We start from the raw sequence: 24,783 nt of genomic DNA, 5'->3' as shown, positions 1-24,783 counted from the left end.
CATGACCAGCACCGCTTCGCAAATCCGCTCCTTCATCGACCTGCGCCAATGGGCCGCAGGCGCGACCGTCGCCCCGGCCAAAGGCGACGCTTTCCTTGCCGCCCGCGCGGACCTGCCGCTCGCCGACGGCCCGATCACCGCTGGCCTCATCCTTCTGCCATGGGGTAGCGGCAGCGTTTCCGCCTTGCCCGGTGAAGAGTTCGTCATCGTGGAATCGGGCACCGTCCGTATCGAACAGGCGGACAAGAACTTTACCCTGACCGAAGGCGACAGCCTGTTACTGCGCGACGGGGCGTCCTTCGACTGGTCCACCGACGCGGACTCTCGCATCCTCTTCATGCGCCGCAGCGGCGGCCCGGCCGGCAATGGCACGATCATCCCGATCGACACCGGCGCCCCACTCGAACCGTCGGGCGCGCCGCTCGCTGAACTGCTGGTCGGCCCAACCCCGCAATGCCGCAACCATGGCGATTACAAGTCCGACGACGGCGAATATATGGTCGGCACCTGGGATTCGACGCCCTACCATCGCCGCGCCATGGCTTATCGCCATTTCGAGTTGATGTACCTGCTCGACGGCAGCGTGACCTTCGTCGACGAAGCCGGGGAAGAAGGCACTTTCCAAAAGGGCGACATCTTCATGGTCGAACAGGGTGCGCAATGCAGCTGGGACAGCCAGGTCCATGTGAAGAAGGTCTACTGCATCTACCGGCCCGCCTGATCGGAAGACAGGTCAGGCCATGGGATCGAGCGTGCCCAGCCATGCCACCAGCCCCATGATGGCGATGGCGGCGCTCGTTTCGATGGCCAGCGAAAATCGCAGATAAGCCAAGGCCCGCCGCGTCTCGCCCCGCTCCAGCAGGGGCGTCAATCGCCAGCGGTTCACCGCCGCCAGTCCCAGCATCAGCCCGAACAGCGCCAGCTTGGCTCCCAGCAACAGGCCGTAACGGCTGCCCGTCAGCGCCGGCATCTCTGCCGGTCCCACGATCATCACCAGATTGATCGCACCACTGACGATCAGCGTCGCGACGATCAGCGTCCCCATCAGCGCAAAGCCGCCCAGCATGGCGGCCATCCGCTGCACATCTTGGCGCGGTGCCGCCACCGCATGCAGCAGCACCGCCAAAGCCCCGGTCCATCCGGCCGCCGCCCAGATATGGGCGACATCGGCAACCCGGTGGAACATACCAGTCACATCCTCGGTCGCCCCGGCATGACCGGTCCAGGCCAGCGTCGCGGCTGCGACCGCTGCAGGGATCAGTGCGACCCGAAGGCCCTGCGGCAGGATCAGGCAGGCCAGCGCCAGCAGCAAGGCGACCCCGCGCACCGCCAGCACCGCGCCGATCGGCGTCAAGGTCAGCAATATCTGTGCACTGGCCCAGTCGGGACTGCTGATCGGCGTGCCGGTCATCGCGGCGGCACTGGCCAGCAGCCACAGCACGGACACTGCCATGCCGCCCAACGCCAGCATCGCCAGACCGCTCCTGCGCCCTTCCATGCCCATGGCCCACCAAAAAAGAGGCAGACCCATGAGCAACGCTAAGTCGATCATCAGCGCACATCGCGCGCCGATCAACACCCCCTCGGTCATCGCGGCTTACTTCACGGTGAAGCTGTAGCCGCCTTCCATCTTGTGCTGGTCCGCGCCGACGATGTGCCACTTGATGTCATAGCTGCCGGCCGGCAGGGCGCGTGGGAAGGTCAGGGTCATGGTCTTGCCGTTGACGTCGGTCTTGAAGCCCTTGATCGGCATCGCGGGATGATCGGCCATGCCCGGCATGCCAGTCATCACCAGTTCCGCGCCGCTCATCGGCGCCAGAAAGGTTTCGGAAAAGGTCAGGGTCAGCCTGGTCGGCTTGGCGACCGTAGCATTGGCGGCGGGGTTGGACGACACCAGCTTGCTATGGGCTGCTGCAACGCCGGGCAGCGCCAGCGCAAGGGCGGCGGCAGCGGTCAGGAAATAACGGGTCATGGGGCAATCTCCATTGGGGTGGTCAGGGGATGATACGCATGGACTTGCCGCACCCCTCGACCCATGCGCATAATTTTTTCGTCTCTTTCAGGTGAGGGATAGCCGCCGCTCGCGCGTATGCTTGGGGAAGGATGGAGATATGATGATGACCGATCTGGATCAGTTGTTGGGCACGGTGCGTGCGATGCCGACCGACGCGCGTCTGGCGGATATGGACGCGGCGGTGATGGGCGGTCTGGCCCGTCGGCGCGATCAGGCGATGGCGCGGCGCAGCCTGATGCTCGCCGGCCTGCTGGCGATCGGCATCGGCTGGGCCGGCAGCATCGTGCCCGGCGCGCCGGCACAAGCGGCGCCGACGCCGATCGGCATGTCCGATTATGCGCCGTCCCGCCTGCTCGGCCAATGAACGGCCGGCGTTATATATGGGTGGCGCTGGTGGCCTTTGCCGCCGCGCTCGCGGCCGTGCTGGTCGCCCGCATCTGGCTGGCCCCCGAACCGCGTGTCGAAAGCGAGGTCCACGCCCTGCTGCACCAGCGGCTCACGCTCGATACGGCGCAGGAACAGCGCATCCATGAACTGGAGGCGGCCTTCGCCAGCCGCCGCGCCGCGCTGGAAGCGGAAATGCGCGCCGACAATCAACGGCTCGCCGCCGCAATCGAAGCGGAACATGGCTATGGCCCCAAGGTGGCGGAATCCGTCGACCGATCGCATCATGTCATGGGCCAACTGCAAAAGGAGACGCTCCAGCATATCTTCGCGATGCGTGGCGTGCTCCGCCCGGATCAGGCGGCGCAGTTCGACGCCGCGATCGTCAAGGCGCTGACCCAGCCGGCCCGGTGAAGACAGCCGATCCCGACGATCGCGCCCTGGCCGCCCGCGCGCTGGCCGGGGATCAGGCTGCCTATGGTGCGCTGATGCAGCGGCACCGCGATGCCGTCTATCGGCTGGCGCGCGGGGCGATCGGCGATCCTGACGAAGCGCTCGACATCACGCAGGAAAGCTTCGTCGCCGCCTTTGCCGCGCTCGCCCGCTATGACGCATCGCGCCCCTTTCGCGTCTGGATCGCGCGCATCACGCTCAACAAATGCCGCGACTGGGGCCGTCGCCGCGCCGTCCGCCGCTTCTTCGCCTTCGCCAAGCCGATCGACGATGCGCTCGATATTGCTGCACCCGACGCCACGCCGGAGGACGCCGCCCGCTCGATTCAGGAAGTCGCCCGCATCAACGCTGCCATCGCCACTTTGCCGGCCAATCTGAAGGACGTCCTGCTGCTCCGCACCATCGAGCAGATGAGTCAGGCCGACGCGGCGCAGGTGCTGGGTGTCACCGAAAAGGCGGTCGAAACCCGCCTCTATCGCGCCCGCGCGAAACTCGCTCAAATTTTGACGGATTGACGCATCGCCCGCGTATGAAGGGGCATGACCGACCTGTCCCTTGATCGCCGCACTATGTTCAAAGGCGCCGCAGTGCTGACACTGCCCGGAGCCTTCCCCGCCTGGGCGCGCAGCGGCACCGCCGGCCTCCATCCCGCACCGGGTGTCCTGTCGGGCCATAGCATGAAGATGTTCGACCCCTCGGTCGCGTCCGACGTGCCGATGGGACCGGGGGTCGCGACCCTCTCCTCCATGCCGGTCGATCGTACCGCTGACCGGTCGATGGGGCTGGAAGAGGTCGACCATCGCGTCCTCACCCATGCCGACCTGCGTGCGCTCGAACCCAACGAGGATATTCGCACACCGACCCGTTCGCTCGACATCTACCTGACCGCGAACATGGAACGCTAGATGTAATTTCGATGTACCACCGGTTCGGATAGAGTATGATGAACCAACATAAATGGCTATTTTCCAGGTGTTTGAAAAAGCCTATAATATTCTGGCCTCAGGTCGACTGGGAATTCGGGTGTATGACAGGCCAGTTGAGGCAGACGACATCGCCGATACGATAGGCAGTAAAAATTGTCACATTGCGGTGAGGGGTAGCTGCGTCGGCCGCGTATCCCAACCATGATGTCAAATAGCAGCTCTCGTCGTTCCTTGCTTCAACGCAGGCGCTTCCTGAAACTAGGCGGTGCCTTTGCCGGGAGCCTTGGCGTCGGTGGCCTCTTTCCGGTTTGGGCGCGAAGCGGTACGTCGGGAATTGTGCATGCCAGCCCCGCTTCCGGCGTTCTGACGGGCAATTCCATTGCGCTTCATATCGGTGAGAGCCACTTTTCGACGGGTGGTCGATCGGGGCACGCGGTGACCGTAAATGGCACTCTGCCAGCGCCACTGTTGCGCCTGCGGGAAGGCGAAACGGTGCGCATCGCCGTAACCAATCGGCTTAAGGAGCAAACCTCGATTCATTGGCACGGACTGCTTGTGCCGTTCCAGATGGATGGCGTGCCCGGCGTCAGCTTCCCCGGTATCGATCCGGGCGAGACGTTCGTCTATGAATTCCCGCTCATCCATTCGGGGACATTTTGGTACCATTCGCACTCCGGCATGCAGGAGGCGGAAGGGCTGTTCGGACCGATTGTAATCGATCCTGCCGGCCTCGATCCGATCGCTTGCGACCGTGAGCATGTGCTGGTCCTTTCGGACTGGAGCCCGATCCATCCGCATGAGCAGATGCGTCGTTTGAAGATGATGGGTGGCTACTTCAACCGTCAGCGCCAGACACTTGCGGGGCTGCTGGAGGGGAAGGACCAGTCGCTATCCGACCGCCTTGCCTGGGGGAAGATGCGCATGGACGCGACCGATATCTCGGACGTGACCGGATCGACATACAGCTTCCTTATCAACGGGCACGGCAATTCCGAGAATTGGACTGGGCTTTTTGGCGCGGGCGAAAGGGTGCGTCTCCGGGTTATCAACGCCTCTTCTATGACCAACTTCAACTTCCGCATCCCCGGCTTGCCGCTGACTGTTGTGGCGGCAGACGGCAACCCCGTACAGCCGGTCGAGACCGATGAAGTGCAGATAGCAATTGCCGAGACCTACGACTTCATCGTCCAGCCAGGCACGGCTGAGAGCTACGGCGTGATCGCCGAGGCCATCGACCGCTCCGGCCTGGTCCGCGCGACTTTAGCACAGCGGCATGGCCTTGTCGGCGAAACGCCGAAGCTGCGTGAGCGACCTGTGCTCACCATGCGCGACATGGGAATGGACATGGACGGTATGGACATGGGCGAAGGCGGGGTGATCGACCTTAGCAAGCCCGCCAACAGCTCGATGAGCGGCCACTCGATGTCGATGCGAGATCCCTCGGTTGCACCGGGAGTGAAGATGGGGCCGGGCGTTGCTACCTTGTCGCCCATGCCGGTGGACCGTCTTGCCGACCGTCCGACCGGGCTGGAAAGCGTCGACCACCGCGTCCTGACTTATGCCGATTTGCGTTCGAGCGATCCCAATCCGGATATTCGCGTGCCCAGCCGACAGATAGATGTGCACCTGACCGCGGCGATGGAGCGGTATATGTGGTCCATGGACGGGGAGGCAATGTCGGAGAACCCGGCGCCGATCCCATTCCGTCTGGGCGAGCGTGTCCGTGTGAACCTCATCAACGACACGATGATGCCGCACCCGGTCCACATCCACGGCCATTTCTTCGAACTGGTCAGCGGCGAGCCGGGGAACCGGGCACGCAAGCATACTGTCAACGTGTTGCCGGGCGGCAAGGCGTCGTTTGATCTTACCGCCGATGCTGAGGGTGACTGGGCGTTCCACTGCCATATGCTTCTTCACATGCACGCTGGGATGATGCGCGTCGTTACGGTGCGCCGGGACGGGGCTGCTTGATGGTTCGGCTATTCCCGATCCTCACCTCGCTTTTGCTGGCCGGTTCTTCGCTGGCCGCGCAGGCACAGGAGGCTGGTATCCCGCCACCGCAGGCTGACGGCCATGCAGATATGGATCACGGCGCCATGGACCATTCACAGATGAACATGTCCGGCACGGATATGAGTGGGCAGGACATGAAGGGCATGGATCACTCCGCCCACGCCATGCCCACAAGCGCCGTCAGCGATGCGCCTGGCGAAGCCCCGCCGCCGCCGGTGCCGGCAGACTTTCCTGCTGAACGCTTTTTCGCGCCTGATCGCATGGCAGCTTCGCGTGCGGCGATGTTGAAGGAAATGAGATTCAACACGTTTGCGCTGCAGGTCGATCAATCGGAATTTCGTACAGGCAAGAACGGCGATGGCTTCGGCTGGGAAGGGCAGGCATGGTACGGTGGCGATATCGACCGGATCGTGCTGGCGAGCGAGGGTGAGGGCATTCTTGGCGAGCGGGCCGAACGTATTGAAGTTAATGCTTACTGGCGCCACGCGCTGGACCCGTGGTTCAATCTCCAGCTGGGCATGCGGCAGGATTTCCGGCCCGATCCGCAGCGCACTTATGCGCTGGTCGGTGTCGAGGGGCTGGCGCCCTACTGGTTCGAGCTGCAAGGCCAGTTGCTCGTCTCCAACAAGGGCGACGTCCATGCGCGCGGCAAGGCGGGATATACACAGCGCATTACCCAGTCGCTGGTGGTTGAACCCGAGATTGAAGTGGACTTTGCCTTTCAGGACGTACCCGCATTGAACGTTAGCGCGGGCTTCGAGCGTCTCGAAATGGGTGCCAGACTTCGCTACGAGCGTAACAGATCGCTGGCGCCCTATGTGGGCATCAATTGGGAGCGCAAGCTCGGTGGCACGGCAGCTCTAGCACGAGCAACGGGTGAGGGTGTGTCCGGCGTATCGGCTGTCTTTGGTGTGCGCGCAATGTTCTGATTTACACCAATTGCGCGATCGGAGATGGGGCCAGCATGTCCCTCGTCGGACGAATATTGAGTAGCCCTTAGTTTTCTCGGCCGTGAACCCATAAATGGGATGGCGCGGCAGTCAGCGTTTGGCTCTCACTCGATACAACTGGAGCACGGCCCAAGCGACTAAAGGACCAACTATACCTGCCGCCGCTGACAGGTATCCGTGAGTGAAGTACGCATCGCCCAATTCAGCACGGATCGCGGGGCCAACAAAGGGATCATGGAGTTCATCGACTTGGCCCCAAGCGCAAAATAATGCGATGGGGAGAAGGAAAAGCGCGAAAGATGGGCGCTTCACTCCGGCGATGAAGGCAATGGCCGTGATAATCCCCGGAACCATCCATAACTGAGGGATGGTGGGCTCCTTGTCTGCCACCTCTGCGAACGCTGGTGATGATAGAAAGATGAGCAATCCGATAAGCGGAACTCGCGCTCTCATTATGGATATTGGCGCGAACTTGGTCATACTCTGATTTCCCATGGTCCATCAAAGTTGGCAAGTAGTTGCTTGTCGATCAAAAGCTTCCAAATTGCACGAGAACGTGATTCAGCGTCGGGATGAGCCGATACGACCTGACTGACTTCGAATGACGTTTGATCGAACCGCTTCTGCCCAACAAGCCACGAAGTGTCCCGCGCGTCGATGATCGACGTCTGCTAAACGGGATATTCTGGGTGCTGCGATCTGGCGCACCGTGGCGCGACCTGCCCGAACGCTATGGGCCGCGCACCACTTGTTACAACCGCTTCGTGCGATGGCGAAAAGCCGGCGTTTGGGACCGGATGATGTACGCAATCACCGCAGCACATGATGGCGGCATCCAGATGATCGACAGCACTTCATCCGGGCGCACCAGCAGGCTGCGACGGCAAAAAGGGGGATCGAGATCATTGTCTCGGTCGTTCCCGAGGCGGGCTCACGACCAAAATCCATGCGGTCGTCGATGGGCAAGGCCTCCCGATCCGGCTGAGCCTGACCGTTGGGCAAACCCATGACGGACAAACTGCCGACAATCTGCTCGACCATATCGGTGCCGGAACAATCGTGCTGGCCGACAAGGCATACGATGCCGACCGCATCCGGGCGTCTCTCCGAGAGAGGGGCGCGTTCGCCAATATCCCACCCAAGTCCAACCGGCGGTCGGAACCGTACTTCAGTACTTGGCTCTACCGCGAGACGAACCTGATCGAGAGCTTCTTCTCCAAGCTGAAGCACTTCCGTTGGGTTGCCACCCGCTACGACAAGCTGGTCGAGAACTTCCTCGCAATGGTCCAACTCGCCTCAATGCGACTGTGGCTGCGGGTTTATGAGTCTACGGCCTAGACGCCTTCTGCTTTAAAATTTTCTGTTGTTCGAACTGTGCGGGTGACGATACTGAATTCCGTCATCAACAATAATCTCTACGACGTCCGTGTGCCGCTGGCCGGATCGATCAACCCTTCGGGAATCGGTGACGGGCATGTTAGAATCTTTGATACTCGCTTCATTGCGAACAGCACGGCGGGACTGAGCATCGCAGGGGCCGCCAACGATGCCGTGATCGCCGGCAATCGCTTCATCGGTCCCAAATCACTGGAAATCCTGAGCGGTGCGAAGGTCGCTTCCTATTGCGACAATATATTGACTGGCGGCGACAATCCGACGAGCGCCCTGCCGCAATGTTGAGGCGGATGCCGTTCCGGACGACAAGCGCGTGGTGAATGGTCCGACAATGCCCCTATACCCCGTCTTGCCCGCCCGATATGCGGGCGTGACGGGTGATGCCGTCCGGGTAAAGAGGGAGCGTGGGGATTGGGCAAGCGGATCGAAACCTTCGTCGTGGGGGTGCAGAAGGCAGGGACGACCAGCCTGTTCGCCCTGATGCGCGAACATCCCCAGCTTGCTGCTCCGGGTCGGAAGGAATTGCATTTCTTCGATGATGAACGGCGCAACTGGATGGTACCGGACTATGCCGATCTGGCCAGCAGCTTTGGCGATGATGGCGATCGGATGCGGTTCGAGATCACGCCGTCCTACAGCTATTGGCCGCGCGCAATGGAGCGGATTCACCGCTATAATCCCGGCGCCCGCATCATCCTGTTGTTTCGAAATCCGTTCGAACGGGCGTGGTCGCATTGGTGTATGCAATATGCCCGTGGACGCGAAGACTTGCCCTTTGCGCGAGCCATTCGCGAAGAGGCTGCGCGGCTCGACGGACTATCCGCCGATTCCGCCCAGCGTCGGTATTTCAGCTATGTCGATCGTGGCCGTTACGCGACCCAGTTGGAGCGATTGCTGACCCTGTTTCCGCACGAGCAGATCCTGTTGCTGACGGCGGAGGCACTGGGGGAGGATCAGTCGGCCGTGCTGGCGACGATCGCCCGGTTTCTGGACATCCATCCCTTCCCGCCACTAGCGCCTGCGCGCGAAAATGCCCGCGTGCCTTTCCGCTATCCGGCCCTGCCTGACGAAGATGATCGCGCTTTCGTTGCCGGATTGCTGCGTGCCGAGATGCAGGGGCTGCGTGATCTGACCCGGTCGCAGATCATCTACGACCTGGACCGCGATCGTTCGTAAAACGAAGAAGGCGGGGGGAAGGGCACCGGTCCCTTCCCCCCTTCCTGCTGTTCCGATGGTGATGGATCAGCGCAACGGCAGGGTGCTGGTCGGCGCATCCCCGCTGGTCAGCACGTTATTGCCATAGGATGTGACCTTGGCGCCGTTCAGGATTTCCAGCGACTTGGGGCCGATGAATTCGCTGCTGGCGATCACTGCATCGTTGCCCGTGCCATCGATGCTGATGCCGGCGGTACTGTTGGCGGTCAGCAGCGTGTCGAACATCTTCAGATGGCTGTCATTGGTGCCGTTCGACGCGATCCGCACGCCGTAAAGATTGTTGTTGATGGTCGTATTGCGGATCGTGACACGGGTCTTGGTCGACGAATCGATCGATACGCCGACACCCGAACCGGGGCTGGTGAAGTTGCGGATCACGCAGTCATTGATCACCACTTCGCCGCCGTTGAGGACGCGGACGCCATGGAGGCCGGGACTCGTGGCCGTGCCACCGTCGATGTCCAGGCCTTCCAGCACGACCCGGTCGCCTGCTGCGGCATTGATGATGATGCCGTTGGTGCCGCTGGCCAGAACTCCAGCCTCGGCGCCATCGGCGCGCAGGGTGATGGACTTGGTGATGGTCACCGTGCCGAAGCCGCCGGGGTCCAGCACGTTGATGCCACCGCCTGCCGCCGTCTTGGAAATCGCACCGGCAAAGGTCTTGCACGGGGCGGTCCGGCTGCATGGATTGACGTCGTCGCCGACGCCCGAAATCCATGTACGGGTGGCCTGTGCCTGTGCAGCCGTCATCGGCATCGCCAGGACCACGCCCAGCCCAAGGCAGAATTTCACCAGAATTTTCAACATATCACCCTCCGTTGTTCGTCCGCGTAAAATTGCTCCCGCGAAATGCGGGGAGGCATTGCGGCTGACACTGTGGAACCTAAAGAAACCGGTAGATCGGGAATGTCGCAGGGCCGGCCCGATATGCCCCCGGACCATGCCCGGCGCATCTCTCTCCAAGATGGCGGACCCGGATGCTGGATATCAGGCTTGAGGTTGCCGACAAAGCGAAGTTTTGTCGTTTCCGCTATTTAGCTGACGTGATCGATCAGTTGTATCTGCTCAATGCCGCGCCGCCCGCCACTGCGCCCCAACTGGACGATGACCCCCAGGGATCGGGTGATATATTTGACCACATCGTCCCAGTGCATTCGCGTGCCGGTTTGTAGTACGAGCAGAGCCAGTTGATCGATCGCCCGCGCCGGGGAATCGGCATGGATCGTGCTAAGCGATCCGGGATGGCCGGTGTTGACCGCGCGCAGGAAGGTGACGGCTTCGGGTCCGCGCACTTCGCCCAGAATGATGCGGTCGGGTCGCATCCGCAACGCCGCGCCCAGCAGATCGTCGGTCGTGACGTCGGCCTCGCCCAGTGCGCCGCGCACCGCGATCAGGCCAACGGCATTGTCATGGGCCAATTGCAATTCGGGCGTATCCTCGATCAGGATCAGCCTTTCCTGTGTGGGGATTTCACGCAGCAGTGCATTGAGAAAGGTCGTTTTACCCGACGATGTGCCACCTGAAATCAGGATGTTGCGACGGCCCTGTACTGCATCGCGTAGCAGCATGATCGGGTCGTCGGTCGCAACGCTGGCAATTGACGAGGCCACGCTGTCGTTGCTGACCTTGACGATCGTGGCGTCCAGAGCGCCATTGCTACGATAATCGTCCAGCGCCATGCCTTGCACGACATGCTTGCGGATGGCGATCGCTATCTCGCCTCTCGTCGCGGGCGGGATCACGATCTGCACGCGCTCGCCGGTGGGCAGGCTGGCGGCCAACAGTGGATGTTCCCGATTGATTCCCTGCGCGCTGATTGCTGCGATCTGCTGGGCAAGGCGCATCAGCACCTCCCGCGTCAGGCCCGGCGCCGCGTGACGCTCCACGACCCCGCCCAGCCTTTCCTGCCAGATTTCCTCCGGGCGATTGACATAGATGTCGGTGACATCCCCGGCCGCCAGATAGGGGGCCAGCGGTTGCAGGCAACTGTCGAGATAGATGTTGCGGGGGATCGCGCTCATTGTTCCACGGATGTGAAGTCGAGATCGCGTGCCACGAACACGGACACGCTGGCCCCCTGTCGGACCTTCAGCGTGGGTTGGACCTGCTGGTTGTTCTGCATGGCCTGGCCGGCAACGCTCTGGCCGCTTGCCCCCGGCAGAGCGAGGATCACCGTGTTGCCCGCGACGCGGCGGGTGGCCGCCTGGACCCCGATGTCCAGGGTGGATTGCAGGATCGCGCCGCCGAACCGTTCGAAAAAGTGGGAGTTGACCTTGCCCTTCACTCCGGCGCGACCCAGCGGGTCGGCGGCGGGGGAATCCAGGCTGATGATGACGCCGTCGGGGCGCATCAATCTTTGCCACAGGATCAGGGCGCGGTTCTGGCCAGCCGTCAGATCGGCCTTATATTCCCCGATCAGGCGGCTGCCACGGGGGACGAGGATGCGATCCCCGTCGAAGCTGCGCACATCGCGTGACACGATTCCACGGGCAAAGCCGGGCCGCGTAGAATCCAGCGCCGTTTCCAGCACGGCCTGAATGACCGTGCCCTTGGGTACGGTGGTGGCCGGATTGGCGAAGCGGGTCGCCTTCACGCGCTCCGCGTCCGGGCCAAAGGGCGCGGACGCGGGCACGCCGGCCTCGTCCTCATTGGGGATGGCGATGGGCGGCGCCGGGTTGCGCGGCGCGTAGTTGGGCGACGTCTCGCCCCAGGGCTGGCTGCCCGAAATAACGCGCGGGCGACTTGGCTGCATGGCCGGCAGGGGCCCTGGCGCCGCAGGGGCCTGCGGCGCCAGGGCGGGCAGGGGGTAGGGATCGGGATAGGCGTTCATGTCTGCCAGGGGCATCGCCAGGTCGGGCGGTGCGCTGATCATGCCGGCTTCCGAACCTCTTGGACCCAGGGCTGGTTCGACTATCCGCTCCCGCCGCATTTCCAGCGCGTAGAAAAGCGTGCCCGCCGCAACTGCCATGGCGACGACGAAAATCCATATGCCGCCCTTGCGCGGGGCCGTTCCGACCAGTGGGCGGATATCATGCGGATCATCGGCCTGTTCGCGGCGCATGTCGGTCATTTTCCAGCCTTTTCCGTCACGCGCCGCGCTTCTGCCTTGACCTTATCGATGCGAAAGATGAGCCGTTCATATATGCGATCGATGGTCAGCCATCCATTGCGCATATAGCTGTCCACCATCTCCTCGCGGCCCAGCCGATCGACGGCGAAGATCGCGGGCAGCGCCTGATCCGGCGACCATTGAAGATAGGCTCGCTGGCCGTCGTCGCGAATATCCGATGGCCGCAGTTCGCGATTGCCGAACAGGCGGTATCGGCCCGGCACGACGGGCGGCTGATCGATTGGCGATGATGCCTGCGCATCCGTTACAGCCGGGATTCCCGGTACAATTTGCGCCAGATAATAGGGTGCCTGGTCGGCGGCCGAGGCGATGGCGAGGAGATAATCGCGGCGGTCGGTGCGCACCGTCACCATGGCGCGGCTATCCGGCTGATTCGTATGGATGAACAGACAATCGGCCGCTGCCGACAGGGTGACAGCGAAGGCCGCCGGATCGCTGACCATCGCCGACAGGATGCGTTCGCCCGGTTCCAGCATCACCGTCAGCGGACTGGATGGCGGGATGTTGAGCGCGATCGGCTGGTCCGCCGTATAGGGCACCGTACGCAGGCGCGAATCTGGCACCGATTGCGCGGCCACCGGCGCGGCGAGGCCGAGGCCCAACAGGAGGATCGCCAGTCTGATCATTCCGGTTCGCGCGGCGCGTTGGCCGGTGCCGTGCGCGCCGGACCTGCCGGCGGCAGGGACGCGGGCGCGCGACCCAGAGCGGCCGGCCAGCCGGCGGGCTGCTGGATACGCGACGGCGCCACGACCGGGGGCGCAGGCGGCAGTTCGGCATCGCGGCGATAGCGCATGACCTGAAAGCCGAGCGGATTGACCATGCGGTCGCTCGCGCTCATCGCAGCGCCGGAAAAGCGATATTTGATCACCGCCGTCCACGCCTGCGGGGCATGGGGCTGTCCGCCGGGGTCCGCGCGGGTGGTGACGAAACGGACCAGTGCGCTATCCCCGTCCAGCGAAGACAGGCTACGGATTTCGGTCTGGACCAGCGCGCGCCGGGGCAGGCTGGCCAGCGGACTTAACGGATTGGTGGACTGCATGGCGGCGATATACCGGCTGCGCGCTTCCCCGGCCGACCACAGGGCGACCTTGCGATAGTCATTGCGCAGGCTGTCGATGTCGAAGCTTTCGCGCGCGATGACATATTGTGCCAGGAAGGAACGAGTCAGCGCCGTGTCGGGCGCGATTGTCTCGCGTTCCAGCGGCTTGAGCGCCTGGACATAGCCGGTCTGACGATCGACCAGCAGCGTGTAGGGTTCGACCGTCTTGAGCGGGGTCAGGCAGATAAGGGCGATGGCTTCGGCTAAAGCGATCGCGCCGGCACAGGCCGCCACGATCCAGGCGGTCCGCAACGACGAGGCGCGGGCACGCTCGCGGTCCGACGACCAGCTTTCCGCCTCGCGATAATAGTCGGTCAGCCGATCTTCTCCTTCCTCTTTCTTCATGCCAGGTCCCTGCGTTGGTGCACGGTCGAAGGGCGTATCGCCTGACGCCGATACTCTTCACCCGGGTGCCCCGGATGGCCGCCCGGCGGCGTGCTCTGTCCGGTTCCCATGGCGAGGGCGACGCTGGCTATGCGGTCTTCGCGCCCCATGGTCCGGGCGACGGCCTGTGCGATGCCGGAAGCCCGCGATGCTCCATCATTGCCGGACGCCATAATAGCCGATGTCTTTGTCGATGACACGCTGTCGCGCGGATGCGCCTGGCCACGCGCTGATCGGGTCTGTCGCCTGAGAGACAGGCCCGGATGAAAGGCAAGACAGGCGATCGCCAGCAGCAGACCGACCGTCAGCAGCGCGAAGGCCAGGTTGAGCACCAGCAGTTCCGTAGGCGCGGACGGCGTGTAGCGATTGGCCTGGCGCAGCGCCAGAACCTGCGCAATCCACGGTTCGATGACCGCCAACTGCACGCTCTGGATCAATGTCAGCGCCAATGTGCTCAGCGCGCAGAAGGCCAATCCCCGGACCCAGCCTGCAAAAAGTGCCACCGTGCCGCGAAACAGCAGCAGTCCCGCCATCAGCGGCGCCAGTGCCAGCAGGATGCCGGCCGCCATATGCACCAGCGCGAAGCCGCCAACCGTGGATGCCAGGAAACTGGTACGTCCCGCGTTCAGCGCGAAACGGTCGGTCATGGTGACCCCTTGCGACAGATCACCCAGATCGCCATCGGAGTTTTCGATATCCGCCGATCGGCCGGACCCCAACAGCGTAAAAGCGATCATCGCGCCATCAGCGTCTTGCAGCCGGGCGCGCAGCGCATCGGCGTCAGGCAGGCCGGCGGCGAGGCCCATGGCGCGACCGGTCTCGATCGGCCCCTGCAAGATCAGCTCATGCCCGACCGTGCGCCAGGCCGGCCAGCTTGCAGACAGGGTCAGCACGATGCCGATCTTGATGACGGTGTCCACGGCATCCCGGCCAGTGCCCTGCGTCCCGGACAACAGCCGCAGGGCGAACAATGTGACGCAGATCGTCAGCAGCCCGCTTGTCGCCATCATGACCTGGGAGGTCGGATCGGCCAGTGCGCCGTAGCCATAGGCGCCGATGGCCTGCGCCGCGCAATCGATCTTGGTCAGCGTGGCGGACAGATAGGGGGTGCCAGGCAGCGACGCTGGACAGGGCATCAGGTCCGCTCCAGCAGGGGCGCCATCCAGGCGTCGGGGTCGGGGCCGATGCTGTCCATCAGTTCATCGAAGATGCGCACGGTCGATTCGCGCCCGGACAGAATGGTCAAAAGATCCTTTTCGCCCGACAGGTTGAGCCTGGCGACGACGCTGTCATTGCCATGTTTGATCAGGAAACAATGCGAGTTGTCGGGCAGAGTGCGCACCAGTTCGAACTCATGCGGGGTCAGGCCGAACCCGTCGATATAATCCTGGGCGCGCGCCTTGGGGTTGATCATGAAGATCTGCGTGGCGGCCTGTTCGACAATGGCGCTGGCGATGCTGCTTTCCAGCGCATCCTGCGCGCTCTGGGTCGCGAAGCCGACAATGCCGTTGCGTTTGCGGATCGTCTTTTCCCAATCCTTGATGCGGCGCACGAAGATGGGATCGTCCAGCGCCTTCCATCCTTCATCGACGACGATGATCGATGGCGTGCCGTCCAGCCGCTCCTCCACTCGATGGAAGAAATAGAGCAGGGCCGGGGTGCGGACCATCGGATCGTCGAGCAGCGCGGTCATGTCGAAACCGACGGTGGCCGCACTGATGTCCGTCTGGTCGCTTTCATTGTCGAACAGCCAGGCGCGTTCGCCATCGCCCCACCAGGCGCGCATACGCGAATAGAGGTCGCCTGCCCGTGGGCGCGCCTGCCCCCGGAACAGTTCGACCAGATGACGCAGGCGCCGATGGGGCATGGCCTGCGCGAAATTGGCGTCGATCGCCAGTTTCATCATTTCCATCTCGGCGATGTCGGCGCCGCCCGCCAGCAGCACTAGCCAGTCGATCAGGAATTGGCGATTGGCGGGCGTGTCCGCGATCTGGAGCGGATTGAGGCCGGATGGCGTGCCGGGGTGCAGTCGATCATAGCGCCCGCCAATGGCCCGGATGAACAGTTCCGCGCCCCTGTCCTTGTCGAAGAAGACGATACGCGGATTGAACTTGCGCGCCTGAGCCAGCAGGAAGTTGAGCACCACCGTCTTCCCCGAGCCGGATGGCCCGATGATGGTGAAATTACCCAGATCATTCTGGTGGAAACTGAAAAAATAGGGGCCGGCGGCGGTGGTTTCGAACAGGGTGACAGCATCGCCCCAATGATTGCCCCGTGGCCGCCCGACGGGGAAATTGTGCAGGCTGGCCAGTCCTGCAAAATTGCTGCTGGATACCAGTCCCTTGCGTGCGATATACCGGAAATTACCCGGAAACTGGGCCCAGAAAGCCGGCTCCAGGGCCATGTCCTCGCGCACCGCGACGATGCCCAGGTCCGCCATGACGGCACTTACTTCCGCCACCTGGGTATCGAGTGCCGCCAGTGTGTGTGCATGGATCATGATTGTCGTATGATGCTCGCCAAAGCCGGCGCGGCCGGCAGCAACATCATCCTTGGCGCGGGACAGTTCGTCACGCAGCGACACGGCCTCATCCTCGGTCGACCGCATCCGCCGCAACGCCAGGTTCATGCGTCCCAGCGCCGCACCGCGCTCGACGAAGGCGAAGGATTGGGTCACGGTCATTTCGAACGGCATACGATGCAGTTCGTCGAACATGCCGGGCATGGTCTGGGCTGGATAGTCCTTGATGGACACGATCGCGCCGAAGCGGCGGCCCAATCCGCCCGCAGGCCCCAGTTCCAGCGCATCCTGGCCGAAACTCACGCGACGGAAAGGCAGGTGATCGCCCAGATCGCCATGGGGCAGCATCACCGGCTGCATTTCCGCATTATAGAGGCAGGACAGGAATTCCAGAGGTTCCGACCCGATGCCGCGCGGCGTTTCATAGACGGTCAGCAGGCGCGGCCGATAGCTGCCGAGCGATGCGATCAGCGCTTCGCACGCGGCGTCGAGCGCGCGCTTCTCGCTGGCCAGCGCAGCGTCCCGGTCGGCCATGGTGCGCGACACCCATCCCTGAAGCCGGTCCACGATCCCCAGTCGCCCTTTCAGCGGGCGGCGTACCAGCGTCAGGAACAGATCGTTCACATACATGCGCTTGGCCGCCAGCCGATCGTGCCAGCGCCGGTCCAGCCGGGCGGAAAAAGCGTCGGGAAACGGCGAATCCAGCGTCGCTTCGGCCCGTCGACGAACCACATGATGATAGATGGCGAAGCGGGAACTGCCGATCGCCTGCAACATGGCATCGCGCAGCACGGCGCGATAATTGAGTTCGTCGGTATCGGCGGTCTCGAACATCAGCCCGTCGATCCTGATGGTCTGCATCAACAAACCATCACGGGTTTCGATCGTCACATTGTCGACGTGACGCGCATAGGGGAGATGTGCTCCGGCCGCCTTTTCCCGCGCCATCACGCGCGGATCGCGCGTCAGGGGCGGTATGAGTTGCATAGCCACAGCCGATGATTCTTGATCCGTGGGCAACTGCTGATGCGCGTGATCCACAAATCGAGGAAGCGCGGCTCGCGCAGGCACATGACCATGCCTGCGACATGAACGGCTAGCGCGATGCCAAGAACCCACACTGACTTGAAGATCAGGAACAGCTCCGTCGCCAGGATGGCGTTGGCGATGAAATAATTATAGCTGACGCCGGCGAACATCTGCGGCCGGGTCAGGGCCACGAAGACCGTGTCTCGCTTGAGCGCCGTTGCCATGCCGTGCGCCCGTCAGCCGCCCGACACGCTGGAACGGATGCCAGCCACGATGCTGGCGGCGCCGAACAGGATGAAACAGCCCAGGATAACGACGGCACCATGCCGCCAGTTGATGCGCCCCGTCAGCATCATGAAACCGACCGAAGCAACGGCGATGACTGCCGCGACAGTGGCCACGGTCCCCAACAAGGTGCCCTGGAGCCAGTTGACGGCGCCGATGATGGCACCCGACCCTTCCGGGTCCGGCGCGAAGGCCGCCAGCGCCGGAGACGCCAGCGACAAAGCCATGCCTGCCAGGCCGGCAAAGATGGATTTACGACGAATCAACTAAATTCCCCCGGTCTCTGTCGGCATTTGGCAAAATTGGCACAGGACGCAAGCATGTGCCATAGGCTTGCTATGCGTGGATAATCCCTCTGCCGTGTAAAAGTCCACCGTTCTTCCACCAGCCACGCGCCGTTCAACTTGCATCCCGTCGCCCTCCGGCGGTGGAAACCCGCAAGCTGCTGCGCCGATAACTGGTGCCAAGCGTGTCGCCTGGAGATGATGGCGGCGGAACCGCTCCTCCGGCGGGTGAGGGGGGCGATGGAGCGCCGTAGCCGGAGCCGCTGCGCATTTCGACATGCCGCGCCTCGCGGCGAAGGCTTTCGGCGATCGCCTGTGCCGCAGGGCGATCTGCGGACAGCACGGGCGCGCTGCCCCGAATGCTGCGGGCCACGGCAGGGCTGGCGACATCCATCTGGGATGCGCGCCGATCCGCGGTCCAGGCCGGGATGCTGATCCAGTTCGACGCATGAAAGGCGATCCATGCGGCAACGCCGATGACCGCCAAGGCCACCAGCGCGAAGGACAGGGTGATCACCAGGCCCTCTATCGGGGCGTCGAGGATCAACTGCTGTCCGGCCCGTTTCTGGAGCGCATCCTGAAGCCATGGTTCCAGCAAGGCGACTTCGACTTCGATGATCAGGGTGATGGCGATCGACGCTATGAAGGTCATTGCCAGGCCCTTGGCCCAGCCGGCAAAAAGGGATCGGGTCACACCGAACAGCAGCAGGCCGGCCATCAGTGGCGCGATCGCGAGCAATATCCCCGCTGTCAGCCGGACCAACGCGGTAACGCCCAACGTTCCACTCAGAAAGGCGATCCGGGCGAGGCCAAACTGGAACCAGTCATTTTGCGTATGGAACCAGTCCCCCTGCACCACCAGCGGCCGTCCCGTGCCAGAGGCGATCAGCGCCGAAAGGCCCTGGTCTATCCGTTGCAGCCGGTTGGCCAGGTCGCCTCCTGATCCCGGCAATTGCGCAGAAAGGCCGATGGCGCGTGCGATTTCGCCGGGGCCATGGATGACGAGATCATAGCCGATCGTGCGCCATGCTGGCCAGCTTGTCGCCAGCGTAAGGACGATACCGATCTTCAGCATGTCATTGAACAGGTCGCGCCTCGTCACCGGCGCGCCCAGCATCAGGCGGAGGCCGAACAGCGCGACAAAAATGGTCAGCATGCCGGTCAGCGCGAGGGAGGTGATGGAGGTAGGGTTAGCCAGCGCCCCATAGCCATAGGCGCCGATCGTCTGCGCCTGGCAATCGACGCTGCGCAGGGCCGTCGCCAGAAAGCGATCGCCGGTCAGGATTGCGGGGCAGGCCATGTCAATCGCGTTCCGAAGCGGTCATGCGGTCGGATGGACGGATCGCCGAACGGGAAAGGATCACGCAAGGCCTAGGCTGCGCCTGTGGATAGGTCATGCGTCGCAACCTGTCACATTCCTGCCCGTCATGCCACAACGACCGTTACGGCTGTTTGCTTTCATGGCGGGATGATCGCCTTCCCCATGCGCGGCGTGACGGTCGCATGGGGAAGGCGGCGTGCGGGTTCAGTCGCGCGACGGGAAGATGCCCTGGAGGGCGATGCACCAGCGCAGCGCCAGATAGGGGTCGCGGATCGAGATTGGCTGACTGCCGCCGCTGGGCGTCACCATCTGTGGGTTCATGGATACGTTGGGCGCATTGGCCGTGTCGGAATATTTGTTCACGGTCGCGTCGGATGCCAGCAGTTTCGCACCGGGACCGCCCTTGTTGCCGGGTTCGTTGGTGGCCCGGATCGTGTGGGTATGGGCCGGCATGTTAAGGATGGTTATGGTGGTGCTTTCCTCCCCGGCCACTTCGCCGAGGTCGTGCTGGGCGAGACCAGGGCCGGAGCCCTGGCCGATCGGGGCACGGCCGCGCAGGTCGGGCAGCGCGAACGTGGTCTGTCCATTGCCGCCATAGGTGGTGCCGAGCAGCGAGAACAAGGCCGTATTCTGTGCGATCGACAGGATTTGGCCGCTGGCGTCGGCCCAGCCGCGCGGGCAGAAATTATAGGGGAGCAGGGCGAGCTGGCCCAGGAAGGGCTCGCTCGCCTGGGCGGCGGCCTGCTGCGGGGCGGTCGCCGACACGAGCCCGGCCAGGGCGATGGATGCTGCGACGATCTTGCTCTTCAAGGAACGGTCCATTTCAGTACCTCCATTATTGTTGATCATGCAGATTGAATCGGCCTGCATCATGCCTGTCATCATATCGGCCCGTGAATATCGTCATGGGCGGCGTCGAGGTTGCCCTGAGCCTTATTCGCGCGACGGGAAGACGCCCTCGAGGGCGATGCACCAGCGCAGCGTCAGATAAGGGTCGCGGATCGAGATTGGCTGACTGCCGCCGCTGGGCGTCACCATCTGCGGGTTCATGGATACGTTGGGCGCATTGGCCGTGTCGGAATATTTGTTCACGGTCGCGTCGGATGCCAGCAATTTCGCACCGGGACCGCCCTTGTTGCCGGGTTCGTTGGTGGCCCGGATCGTGTGGGTATGGGCTGGCATGTTGGCGATGGTGATGGTGGTGCTTTCCTGCCCGGCCACTTCGCCGAGGTCGTGCTGGGCGAGGCCAGGGCCGGTGCCCTGGCCGATCGGGGCACGGCCGCGCAGGTCGGGCAGGGCAAAGGTGCTGACACCGTCACCGCCATAAGTGGTACCGAGTAGCGCAAACAGCGCGAAATTCTGACTGATCGGCATCAGTTGGCCGCTGGCGTCGGACCAGCCGCGCGGGCAGAAATTATAGGGAAGCAGCGCAATCTGGCCGATGAAAGGCTCCATCGCCTGCGCCTGGGCGGCCTGCGGCGCGACAGTCGCGCTCAGTCCAAAGGCAGCCGCAAGCAATATATTTTTCAGCGATCGTACCACGGCCATGATTCCCCCATAAAAATCAAAAACGTTTTGAAAATAAAAATAGTCCCGCCGCGAATGTCTTTGCGACAGGTTCCTTATATCTATTTATCGACTCGCTGGATCGGCGCGGCCGTGAATTCCTGCAACTGCCTTTTATGGCCATCATCTATCGTAAAGAAATTAAATATTATGTTATTTATTTTGCAAATAACGACATGAAAGTAAACATAATATATTCATAATGGGTTAATCTGTCAACAACGGATCGCTAGCAAGATGGCGGGGAGTATTGGGGAGGCGTAGCATTATCCCAGAACATAGCCGCAGCGGGCAGCATAATGCAGATCGGTCGGTGCAAAGTGACTGGAGCAGGCGCGTTTGTGGCGACCGACGACAGGGGCGCCTTGCTGCACGAGGTCGCAAAACCAGTCCTTGTCCGCCTCCTCATATCCCGTGCCGAGAAAATCTGCGACTTGCTGGCAAATTGTAGCCGGATCGTCGCACAACTGGTCGAAATCCACCTTGCAGATGCGGCCCGGATAGGCATCGCTCAAGCGCTCGATGCGGCGCATGACGGCGCAGCAATAGCTGAGCGCGTCGCGTGGACCGATCTCGACTCCCCTTCCCAACAGGATTGCACCCCAATACTCCAGCTGATTCTGGTTGGTACTGAGCGCCATGTCGAGCGGATTGCGCCCGACATGGATATAGCGCAATTCGGGTCGTAGGTCGAACAGCCGGTCGATCAGGAGGTGGGTATTGGGTTCTTTCCATCCCCATGGCCGCGCCGATCTTGGCGGCGTGGAGAACCACGTATCGGCTCGCTTTTGCAGCCAGGCGGCCTGATGCTGCATCCGATTGCGGCGGGCGAAGCCGGCGATCAGGTCGCGGCTGGCTTCGTCCAGTTTCGGCTGCCCTTCCATGCGGGCCCAGAATTGCGCGCAGAGTTCTGAGAATTCACTATGGGTTTCCAGTAGGATGGCGCGTCGCTTGAACAGTAGCGTGAACCATAGATTGTCGAGCGCCTTGTTCACGTCTGCGCCGATATAATAGCCCAGTCGTTGCAGCAGGGCGGCCACGACGCGCGTACCGCTCCCGCCGACGCCGCCGATGGCGACGGGCATGGCGGTGTCCCTCATCTCTGTCCCCCTTGCGTTCCGCGCATCAAAGTATCGCGTCCGGCAATATCAACGGCTTCTGCGGGAACCGCGCGTCAATTGACAGGAAAAAATGCGCCGCCCTCCACTCCGCATGGCAGGCAGGGACATGAGGACATGGCGAAAATGTCAGAAATGGCGGAGCGGGAGTCCGACCATTGCTTCTAGCTGTCAGGTTGGCCGCATCGCCGGCGAGGTGCTCGGCATCAATGTTGCTGGCCACGCAGATCTCGAAATCCTGCCGACTGGCTTTAATCGTGCCTACAATCGACGACGACAGCGTGTCCTCCAGGATGGTTCGCCTAGCCAAAAGGTAGATGAACGGATCCAACTCAACCCTGCTCTCCCCAACCCCCTTTACAAGCCAGCGGCGCAGGACGACCTTATGGCTAGAGTCGGCGACATATTATATCATGCCAATGATGTGTCGCAACCAGACAGATAGGTGCTGTATGCATTCGTCCTAGCCATATCATTGCGCATGCGAGATGTAGGACGCCGATGAACGCCGAGAGAGTTTTCTCGCAGCACGCTTCTGCGGGAAGGTTTGAGTTTGTTTAAGAAGCATTCGACCTGATGGCATTGCTTGTAGAGCCGCCAGTCGATGGGCGGGGCTATGGCGCGGCTGGGGTTGGCCTTGATCTGGGCGGTTGCGCCAAGGTCGTGGGCAATGAAGGCGCGTAGCGGATCGGCAAACCTCCGACAGATCACGCCAATGCGCCGCATTGCCAGCCATCCACAGGATCGCATCCACAAATAGCCGGTGGTCCGACGCCGATCCGACCAGGTGTCCCAACTCGTCCAGGAAGATGACCCTAGAGCAGCCGATCCGATTACATCGGATCGGCTGCTCTAAGTTTTTGGTTTGCCGCGTTTTCCGAGTCGGCAGGTGATTCCACCTGCTTGGAAAACGCTCTGGACGGCGATGGCCACCGTCACGTAGAAGCTGGAATACTATACTGGCGTGGAGGCCCCTTGCCTCGCCATCTATGCCATTGTGGATGCGGTCGAGTGTGATGAAGCGATCGACCGGCCGGTCGAAGCTGATGTTGAAGTTTGCCTAAGGGTGCTTGGTCGAATGGCTTGAGCGATTCCTGTGCCTTGTCGAATTATGGCATCCCGTCTTTAGCATTCTCCTGCTTGTAGAATTTATCCAGCAGTGGGCCGGCCATCATGGTGGTCGTAACGGCCATGAGCACCAGCATGGAAAAAAGCGGTGCGCCAATGATGCCCTTCTGAAGACCGATGTTGATGATTATGAGTTCCATGAGGCCTCGCGAGTTCATGAGGATGCCAACGCCAAGTGCGGTGCGGTTGTCCTCACCACATAGTCGTGCAGCGAGATAGCAGGCGCCAAATTTGGCGATAACCGAGGCGATGAAAATACCGAAGGCGATCAACAGAAGGGAAGGGGAATTGACCGTGTCCAGTCGGGTGTTCAGGCCCGAATAGGTAAAGAACATCGGTAGCAGCAATACCACCGTGACCGGTTCGACTTTGTTCTTCAACTCGTCCGCAAAACGTCCACGCGGCATGAAAACGCCGAGAATGAATCCGCCGAAAATGCCGTGAATGCCGATCGCGTCCATGATGAATGCCGAGAGGCATAGCAGCATGAGCGTCACGGCGAGCACGGTCATGCTCATTCCGCCGCGTGCTTCAACCGCTCGACCCAGTGGAGCCAGCAGTCTGCGTCCAAAAAGCAGCAGGAATGAGACATAAATCACCCCTCCTCCGATAGCGAGCGTCGCCACGCCGCTGCCGCCGCCGCAGGTCGCCAGTACAATGGCCAATACGCACCATGATGCCGCATCGTCGAAAGCGCCTGCGGTGAGCGACAGGGTTCCGAGCGGGCTGCTGGCCAAGCCGCGTTCGTTGATGATGCGAGCCAGCATCGGAAAGGCAGTCAGGGCTATGCATGCCCCCATGAAGAGGGTCGCGCTCGGCAGAGGAATGTCAGTTGCGAACAGTCCCGGAATGCGGGTCAGCGGCGGTGTAATGATCGTAGCTATCAGAAACGGGACCAATATCCCTGCCGCCGAAACGCTGGCTGCGCTGCGGACTTTCGATCGGACATGATCCAGGCGTAAGGTGAGGCCTACAAGGAACATGTAGAGCGCAACGCCAAGTTGTGCACCGACATAGAGGATATTCTTCGTTTCCTTCGGAAAGATGGCGGCTTGGATGTCCGGAGCCACCAAGCCGAACAAGGAAGGTCCCAGGACGACCCCAGCGATCATTTCTCCGACCACTTGCGGCTGCCCCATATAACGGGTGCCCAGCCAGCCAACCGTGCGGCATGCCAGAATGATCACCGCGAGTTGAAGGAAGAAATGGATGCTGAAATCGCTGGGGGCATAGCTTGCTGCGCCCGCCTGCGTTGGGGGGCCATGTGGTGACAAGATGGTCGATACGGTCATCCATAGGCTTTCGATCAAAGCATCCATCTATTCCCCCTTTTCCTTCCGGACGCCCTGCGTCTTCTCGTGCCTTTGCCTAAACAAAGGACTTTCTATTCATATCGCCCCATCGTCACCTTGATCCAGACCGGCTGGTCGATCAGGTTCAGGCCATAATCGGTCTGGTCGCCATTGCAGATGCGGTCCATGACCCATGCGCCCTTGTCGAAATGGCCTTCCTCGACCCTGACGATCATGCCGCCGGGCGCGCTGCCGTCCTTCGCATCGAAGGAA

Annotated in this window: 25 protein-coding genes and 4 pseudogenes; 11 read left to right on the top strand and 18 right to left on the bottom strand. The window is 62.2% G+C overall.

All coding sequences use genetic code 11. From position 1 onward, the window contains the following. The first annotated feature begins 1 nt into the window (after position 1). Positions 2–721 carry a cupin domain-containing protein gene (locus ASE85_RS05570; RefSeq protein ID WP_056684917.1) on the top strand — a complete coding sequence of 240 codons (720 nt, stop codon included), beginning with the start codon at positions 2–4 and terminating at the stop codon, positions 719–721. Between the two features lie 12 nt (positions 722–733). On the opposite strand, the gene copD is transcribed toward ASE85_RS05570, so the two are convergent. Then, entirely contained in the window at positions 734–1,531 is a 798-nt protein-coding gene (gene copD, locus ASE85_RS05565; protein WP_235523263.1) for a copper homeostasis membrane protein CopD, read from the bottom strand. Between the two features lie 66 nt (positions 1,532–1,597). Further along, positions 1,598–1,972, bottom strand: a complete 375-nt coding sequence (copC, locus tag ASE85_RS05560) for a copper homeostasis periplasmic binding protein CopC (protein ID WP_056684911.1) — start codon at positions 1,970–1,972, stop codon at positions 1,598–1,600. A 139-nt stretch (positions 1,973–2,111) separates the two neighbouring features. Here copC and ASE85_RS05555 point away from each other — a divergent pair, with 139 nt between their 5' ends. From ASE85_RS05555 to ASE85_RS05505, 9 genes and pseudogenes are all read left to right on the top strand, one after another. Then, positions 2,112–2,378 carry a hypothetical protein gene (locus tag ASE85_RS05555; protein WP_235523248.1) on the top strand — a complete coding sequence of 89 codons (267 nt, stop codon included), beginning with the start codon at positions 2,112–2,114 and terminating at the stop codon, positions 2,376–2,378. Beyond that, on the top strand, positions 2,375–2,812 hold the full coding sequence (locus ASE85_RS05550) for a periplasmic heavy metal sensor (RefSeq protein ID WP_056684908.1): 438 nt from the start codon (positions 2,375–2,377) through the stop codon (positions 2,810–2,812). The genes ASE85_RS05555 and ASE85_RS05550 overlap by 4 nt, the downstream gene beginning before the upstream one ends. Then, positions 2,809–3,366 carry an RNA polymerase sigma factor gene (locus ASE85_RS05545; RefSeq protein WP_056684905.1) on the top strand — a complete coding sequence of 186 codons (558 nt, stop codon included), beginning with the start codon at positions 2,809–2,811 and terminating at the stop codon, positions 3,364–3,366. The genes ASE85_RS05550 and ASE85_RS05545 overlap by 4 nt, the downstream gene beginning before the upstream one ends. A 141-nt stretch (positions 3,367–3,507) precedes the next feature. Next, positions 3,508–3,753, top strand: a pseudogene (locus ASE85_RS05540) (copper resistance system multicopper oxidase); the annotation flags it as partial. A gap of 225 nt (positions 3,754–3,978) precedes the next feature. Continuing rightward, positions 3,979–5,751, top strand: coding sequence for a copper resistance system multicopper oxidase (locus tag ASE85_RS05535; RefSeq protein WP_082462673.1), 1,773 nt, complete (start codon positions 3,979–3,981; stop codon positions 5,749–5,751). After that, positions 5,751–6,722 carry a copper resistance protein B gene (locus ASE85_RS05530; protein ID WP_056684900.1) on the top strand — a complete coding sequence of 324 codons (972 nt, stop codon included), beginning with the start codon at positions 5,751–5,753 and terminating at the stop codon, positions 6,720–6,722. The genes ASE85_RS05535 and ASE85_RS05530 overlap by 1 nt, the downstream gene beginning before the upstream one ends. Positions 6,723–7,351: 629 nt before the next feature. Continuing rightward, positions 7,352–8,081: pseudogene (locus ASE85_RS22250) on the top strand (IS5 family transposase). 42 nt (positions 8,082–8,123) lie between these two features. Then, positions 8,124–8,423, top strand: coding sequence for a hypothetical protein (locus tag ASE85_RS05510; RefSeq protein WP_056684886.1), 300 nt, complete (start codon positions 8,124–8,126; stop codon positions 8,421–8,423). 126 nt (positions 8,424–8,549) lie between these two features. Further along, a complete protein-coding gene (locus ASE85_RS05505) occupies positions 8,550–9,314 on the top strand; it encodes a sulfotransferase family protein (protein WP_056684883.1) in 765 nt (254 codons plus the stop codon). Between the two features lie 66 nt (positions 9,315–9,380). On the opposite strand, the gene ASE85_RS05500 is transcribed toward ASE85_RS05505, so the two are convergent. The 13 genes from ASE85_RS05500 to ASE85_RS05440 all read right to left on the bottom strand — a co-directional run bounded on the left by ASE85_RS05500 (position 9,381) and on the right by ASE85_RS05440 (position 22,072). Further along, complete coding sequence (locus tag ASE85_RS05500; RefSeq protein WP_056684881.1) at positions 9,381–10,160, bottom strand: right-handed parallel beta-helix repeat-containing protein; 780 nt, start codon at positions 10,158–10,160, stop codon at positions 9,381–9,383. A 227-nt stretch (positions 10,161–10,387) separates the two neighbouring features. Next, positions 10,388–11,374: a P-type DNA transfer ATPase VirB11 gene (gene virB11, locus ASE85_RS05495; protein ID WP_056684878.1), complete on the bottom strand. Its 987-nt coding sequence runs from the start codon at positions 11,372–11,374 to the stop codon at positions 10,388–10,390. Beyond that, positions 11,371–12,423 carry a TrbI/VirB10 family protein gene (locus tag ASE85_RS05490; protein WP_235523246.1) on the bottom strand — a complete coding sequence of 351 codons (1,053 nt, stop codon included), beginning with the start codon at positions 12,421–12,423 and terminating at the stop codon, positions 11,371–11,373. The genes virB11 and ASE85_RS05490 overlap by 4 nt, the downstream gene beginning before the upstream one ends. After that, a complete protein-coding gene (locus tag ASE85_RS05485) occupies positions 12,420–13,109 on the bottom strand; it encodes a TrbG/VirB9 family P-type conjugative transfer protein (RefSeq protein WP_082462672.1) in 690 nt (229 codons plus the stop codon). Before ASE85_RS05485 ends, ASE85_RS05490 begins: the two co-directional genes overlap by 4 nt. After that, on the bottom strand, positions 13,106–13,927 hold the full coding sequence (locus ASE85_RS05480; RefSeq protein ID WP_056684868.1) for a virB8 family protein: 822 nt from the start codon (positions 13,925–13,927) through the stop codon (positions 13,106–13,108). Before ASE85_RS05480 ends, ASE85_RS05485 begins: the two co-directional genes overlap by 4 nt. Beyond that, positions 13,924–15,102, bottom strand: coding sequence for a type IV secretion system protein (locus tag ASE85_RS05475; RefSeq protein ID WP_056684865.1), 1,179 nt, complete (start codon positions 15,100–15,102; stop codon positions 13,924–13,926). Before ASE85_RS05475 ends, ASE85_RS05480 begins: the two co-directional genes overlap by 4 nt. After that, positions 15,102–17,474 (bottom strand): VirB4 family type IV secretion/conjugal transfer ATPase, encoded by a 2,373-nt coding sequence (locus ASE85_RS05470; protein ID WP_056684864.1) that lies wholly within the window; start codon positions 17,472–17,474, stop codon positions 15,102–15,104. The genes ASE85_RS05475 and ASE85_RS05470 overlap by 1 nt, the downstream gene beginning before the upstream one ends. Next, positions 17,453–17,740, bottom strand: a complete 288-nt coding sequence (locus tag ASE85_RS05465) for a type IV secretion system protein VirB3 (protein WP_056684861.1) — start codon at positions 17,738–17,740, stop codon at positions 17,453–17,455. The genes ASE85_RS05470 and ASE85_RS05465 overlap by 22 nt, the downstream gene beginning before the upstream one ends. A 12-nt stretch (positions 17,741–17,752) precedes the next feature. Continuing rightward, positions 17,753–18,067, bottom strand: a complete 315-nt coding sequence (locus ASE85_RS05460; RefSeq protein ID WP_443018478.1) for a TrbC/VirB2 family protein — start codon at positions 18,065–18,067, stop codon at positions 17,753–17,755. A 133-nt stretch (positions 18,068–18,200) separates the two neighbouring features. Next, a complete protein-coding gene (locus ASE85_RS05455; RefSeq protein ID WP_056684853.1) occupies positions 18,201–19,385 on the bottom strand; it encodes a type IV secretion system protein in 1,185 nt (394 codons plus the stop codon). Between the two features lie 225 nt (positions 19,386–19,610). After that, positions 19,611–20,228 (bottom strand): phage tail protein, encoded by a 618-nt coding sequence (locus tag ASE85_RS05450; protein ID WP_082462682.1) that lies wholly within the window; start codon positions 20,226–20,228, stop codon positions 19,611–19,613. A 111-nt stretch (positions 20,229–20,339) separates the two neighbouring features. After that, a complete protein-coding gene (locus ASE85_RS05445) occupies positions 20,340–20,954 on the bottom strand; it encodes a phage tail protein (protein ID WP_200928308.1) in 615 nt (204 codons plus the stop codon). Between the two features lie 284 nt (positions 20,955–21,238). After that, positions 21,239–22,072: a sulfotransferase gene (locus ASE85_RS05440; protein WP_056684851.1), complete on the bottom strand. Its 834-nt coding sequence runs from the start codon at positions 22,070–22,072 to the stop codon at positions 21,239–21,241. 196 nt (positions 22,073–22,268) lie between these two features. Here ASE85_RS05440 and ASE85_RS23710 point away from each other — a divergent pair. Then, positions 22,269–22,535 (top strand): annotated as a pseudogene (locus ASE85_RS23710) (IS481 family transposase); the annotation flags it as partial. A gap of 16 nt (positions 22,536–22,551) precedes the next feature. Here the strand turns inward: ASE85_RS23710 and ASE85_RS23455 are convergent. From ASE85_RS23455 to ASE85_RS05430, 3 genes and pseudogenes are all read right to left on the bottom strand, one after another. Continuing rightward, a pseudogene (locus tag ASE85_RS23455) lies at positions 22,552–22,902 on the bottom strand (hypothetical protein); the annotation flags it as partial. Between the two features lie 297 nt (positions 22,903–23,199). Continuing rightward, on the bottom strand, positions 23,200–24,537 hold the full coding sequence (locus ASE85_RS05435) for a cation:proton antiporter (RefSeq protein ID WP_056684849.1): 1,338 nt from the start codon (positions 24,535–24,537) through the stop codon (positions 23,200–23,202). A 65-nt stretch (positions 24,538–24,602) separates the two neighbouring features. After that, on the bottom strand, positions 24,603–24,783 hold a 181-nt coding region (locus ASE85_RS05430; RefSeq protein WP_200928307.1), incomplete at its 5' end, for a DUF5597 domain-containing protein.

The organism is Sphingobium sp. Leaf26 (assembly GCF_001421665.1).
Lineage (GTDB): Bacteria > Pseudomonadota > Alphaproteobacteria > Sphingomonadales > Sphingomonadaceae > Sphingobium.
Note: the sequence above shows the minus strand (reverse complement) of the source record. Positions and strands in the feature narration are given on the sequence as shown.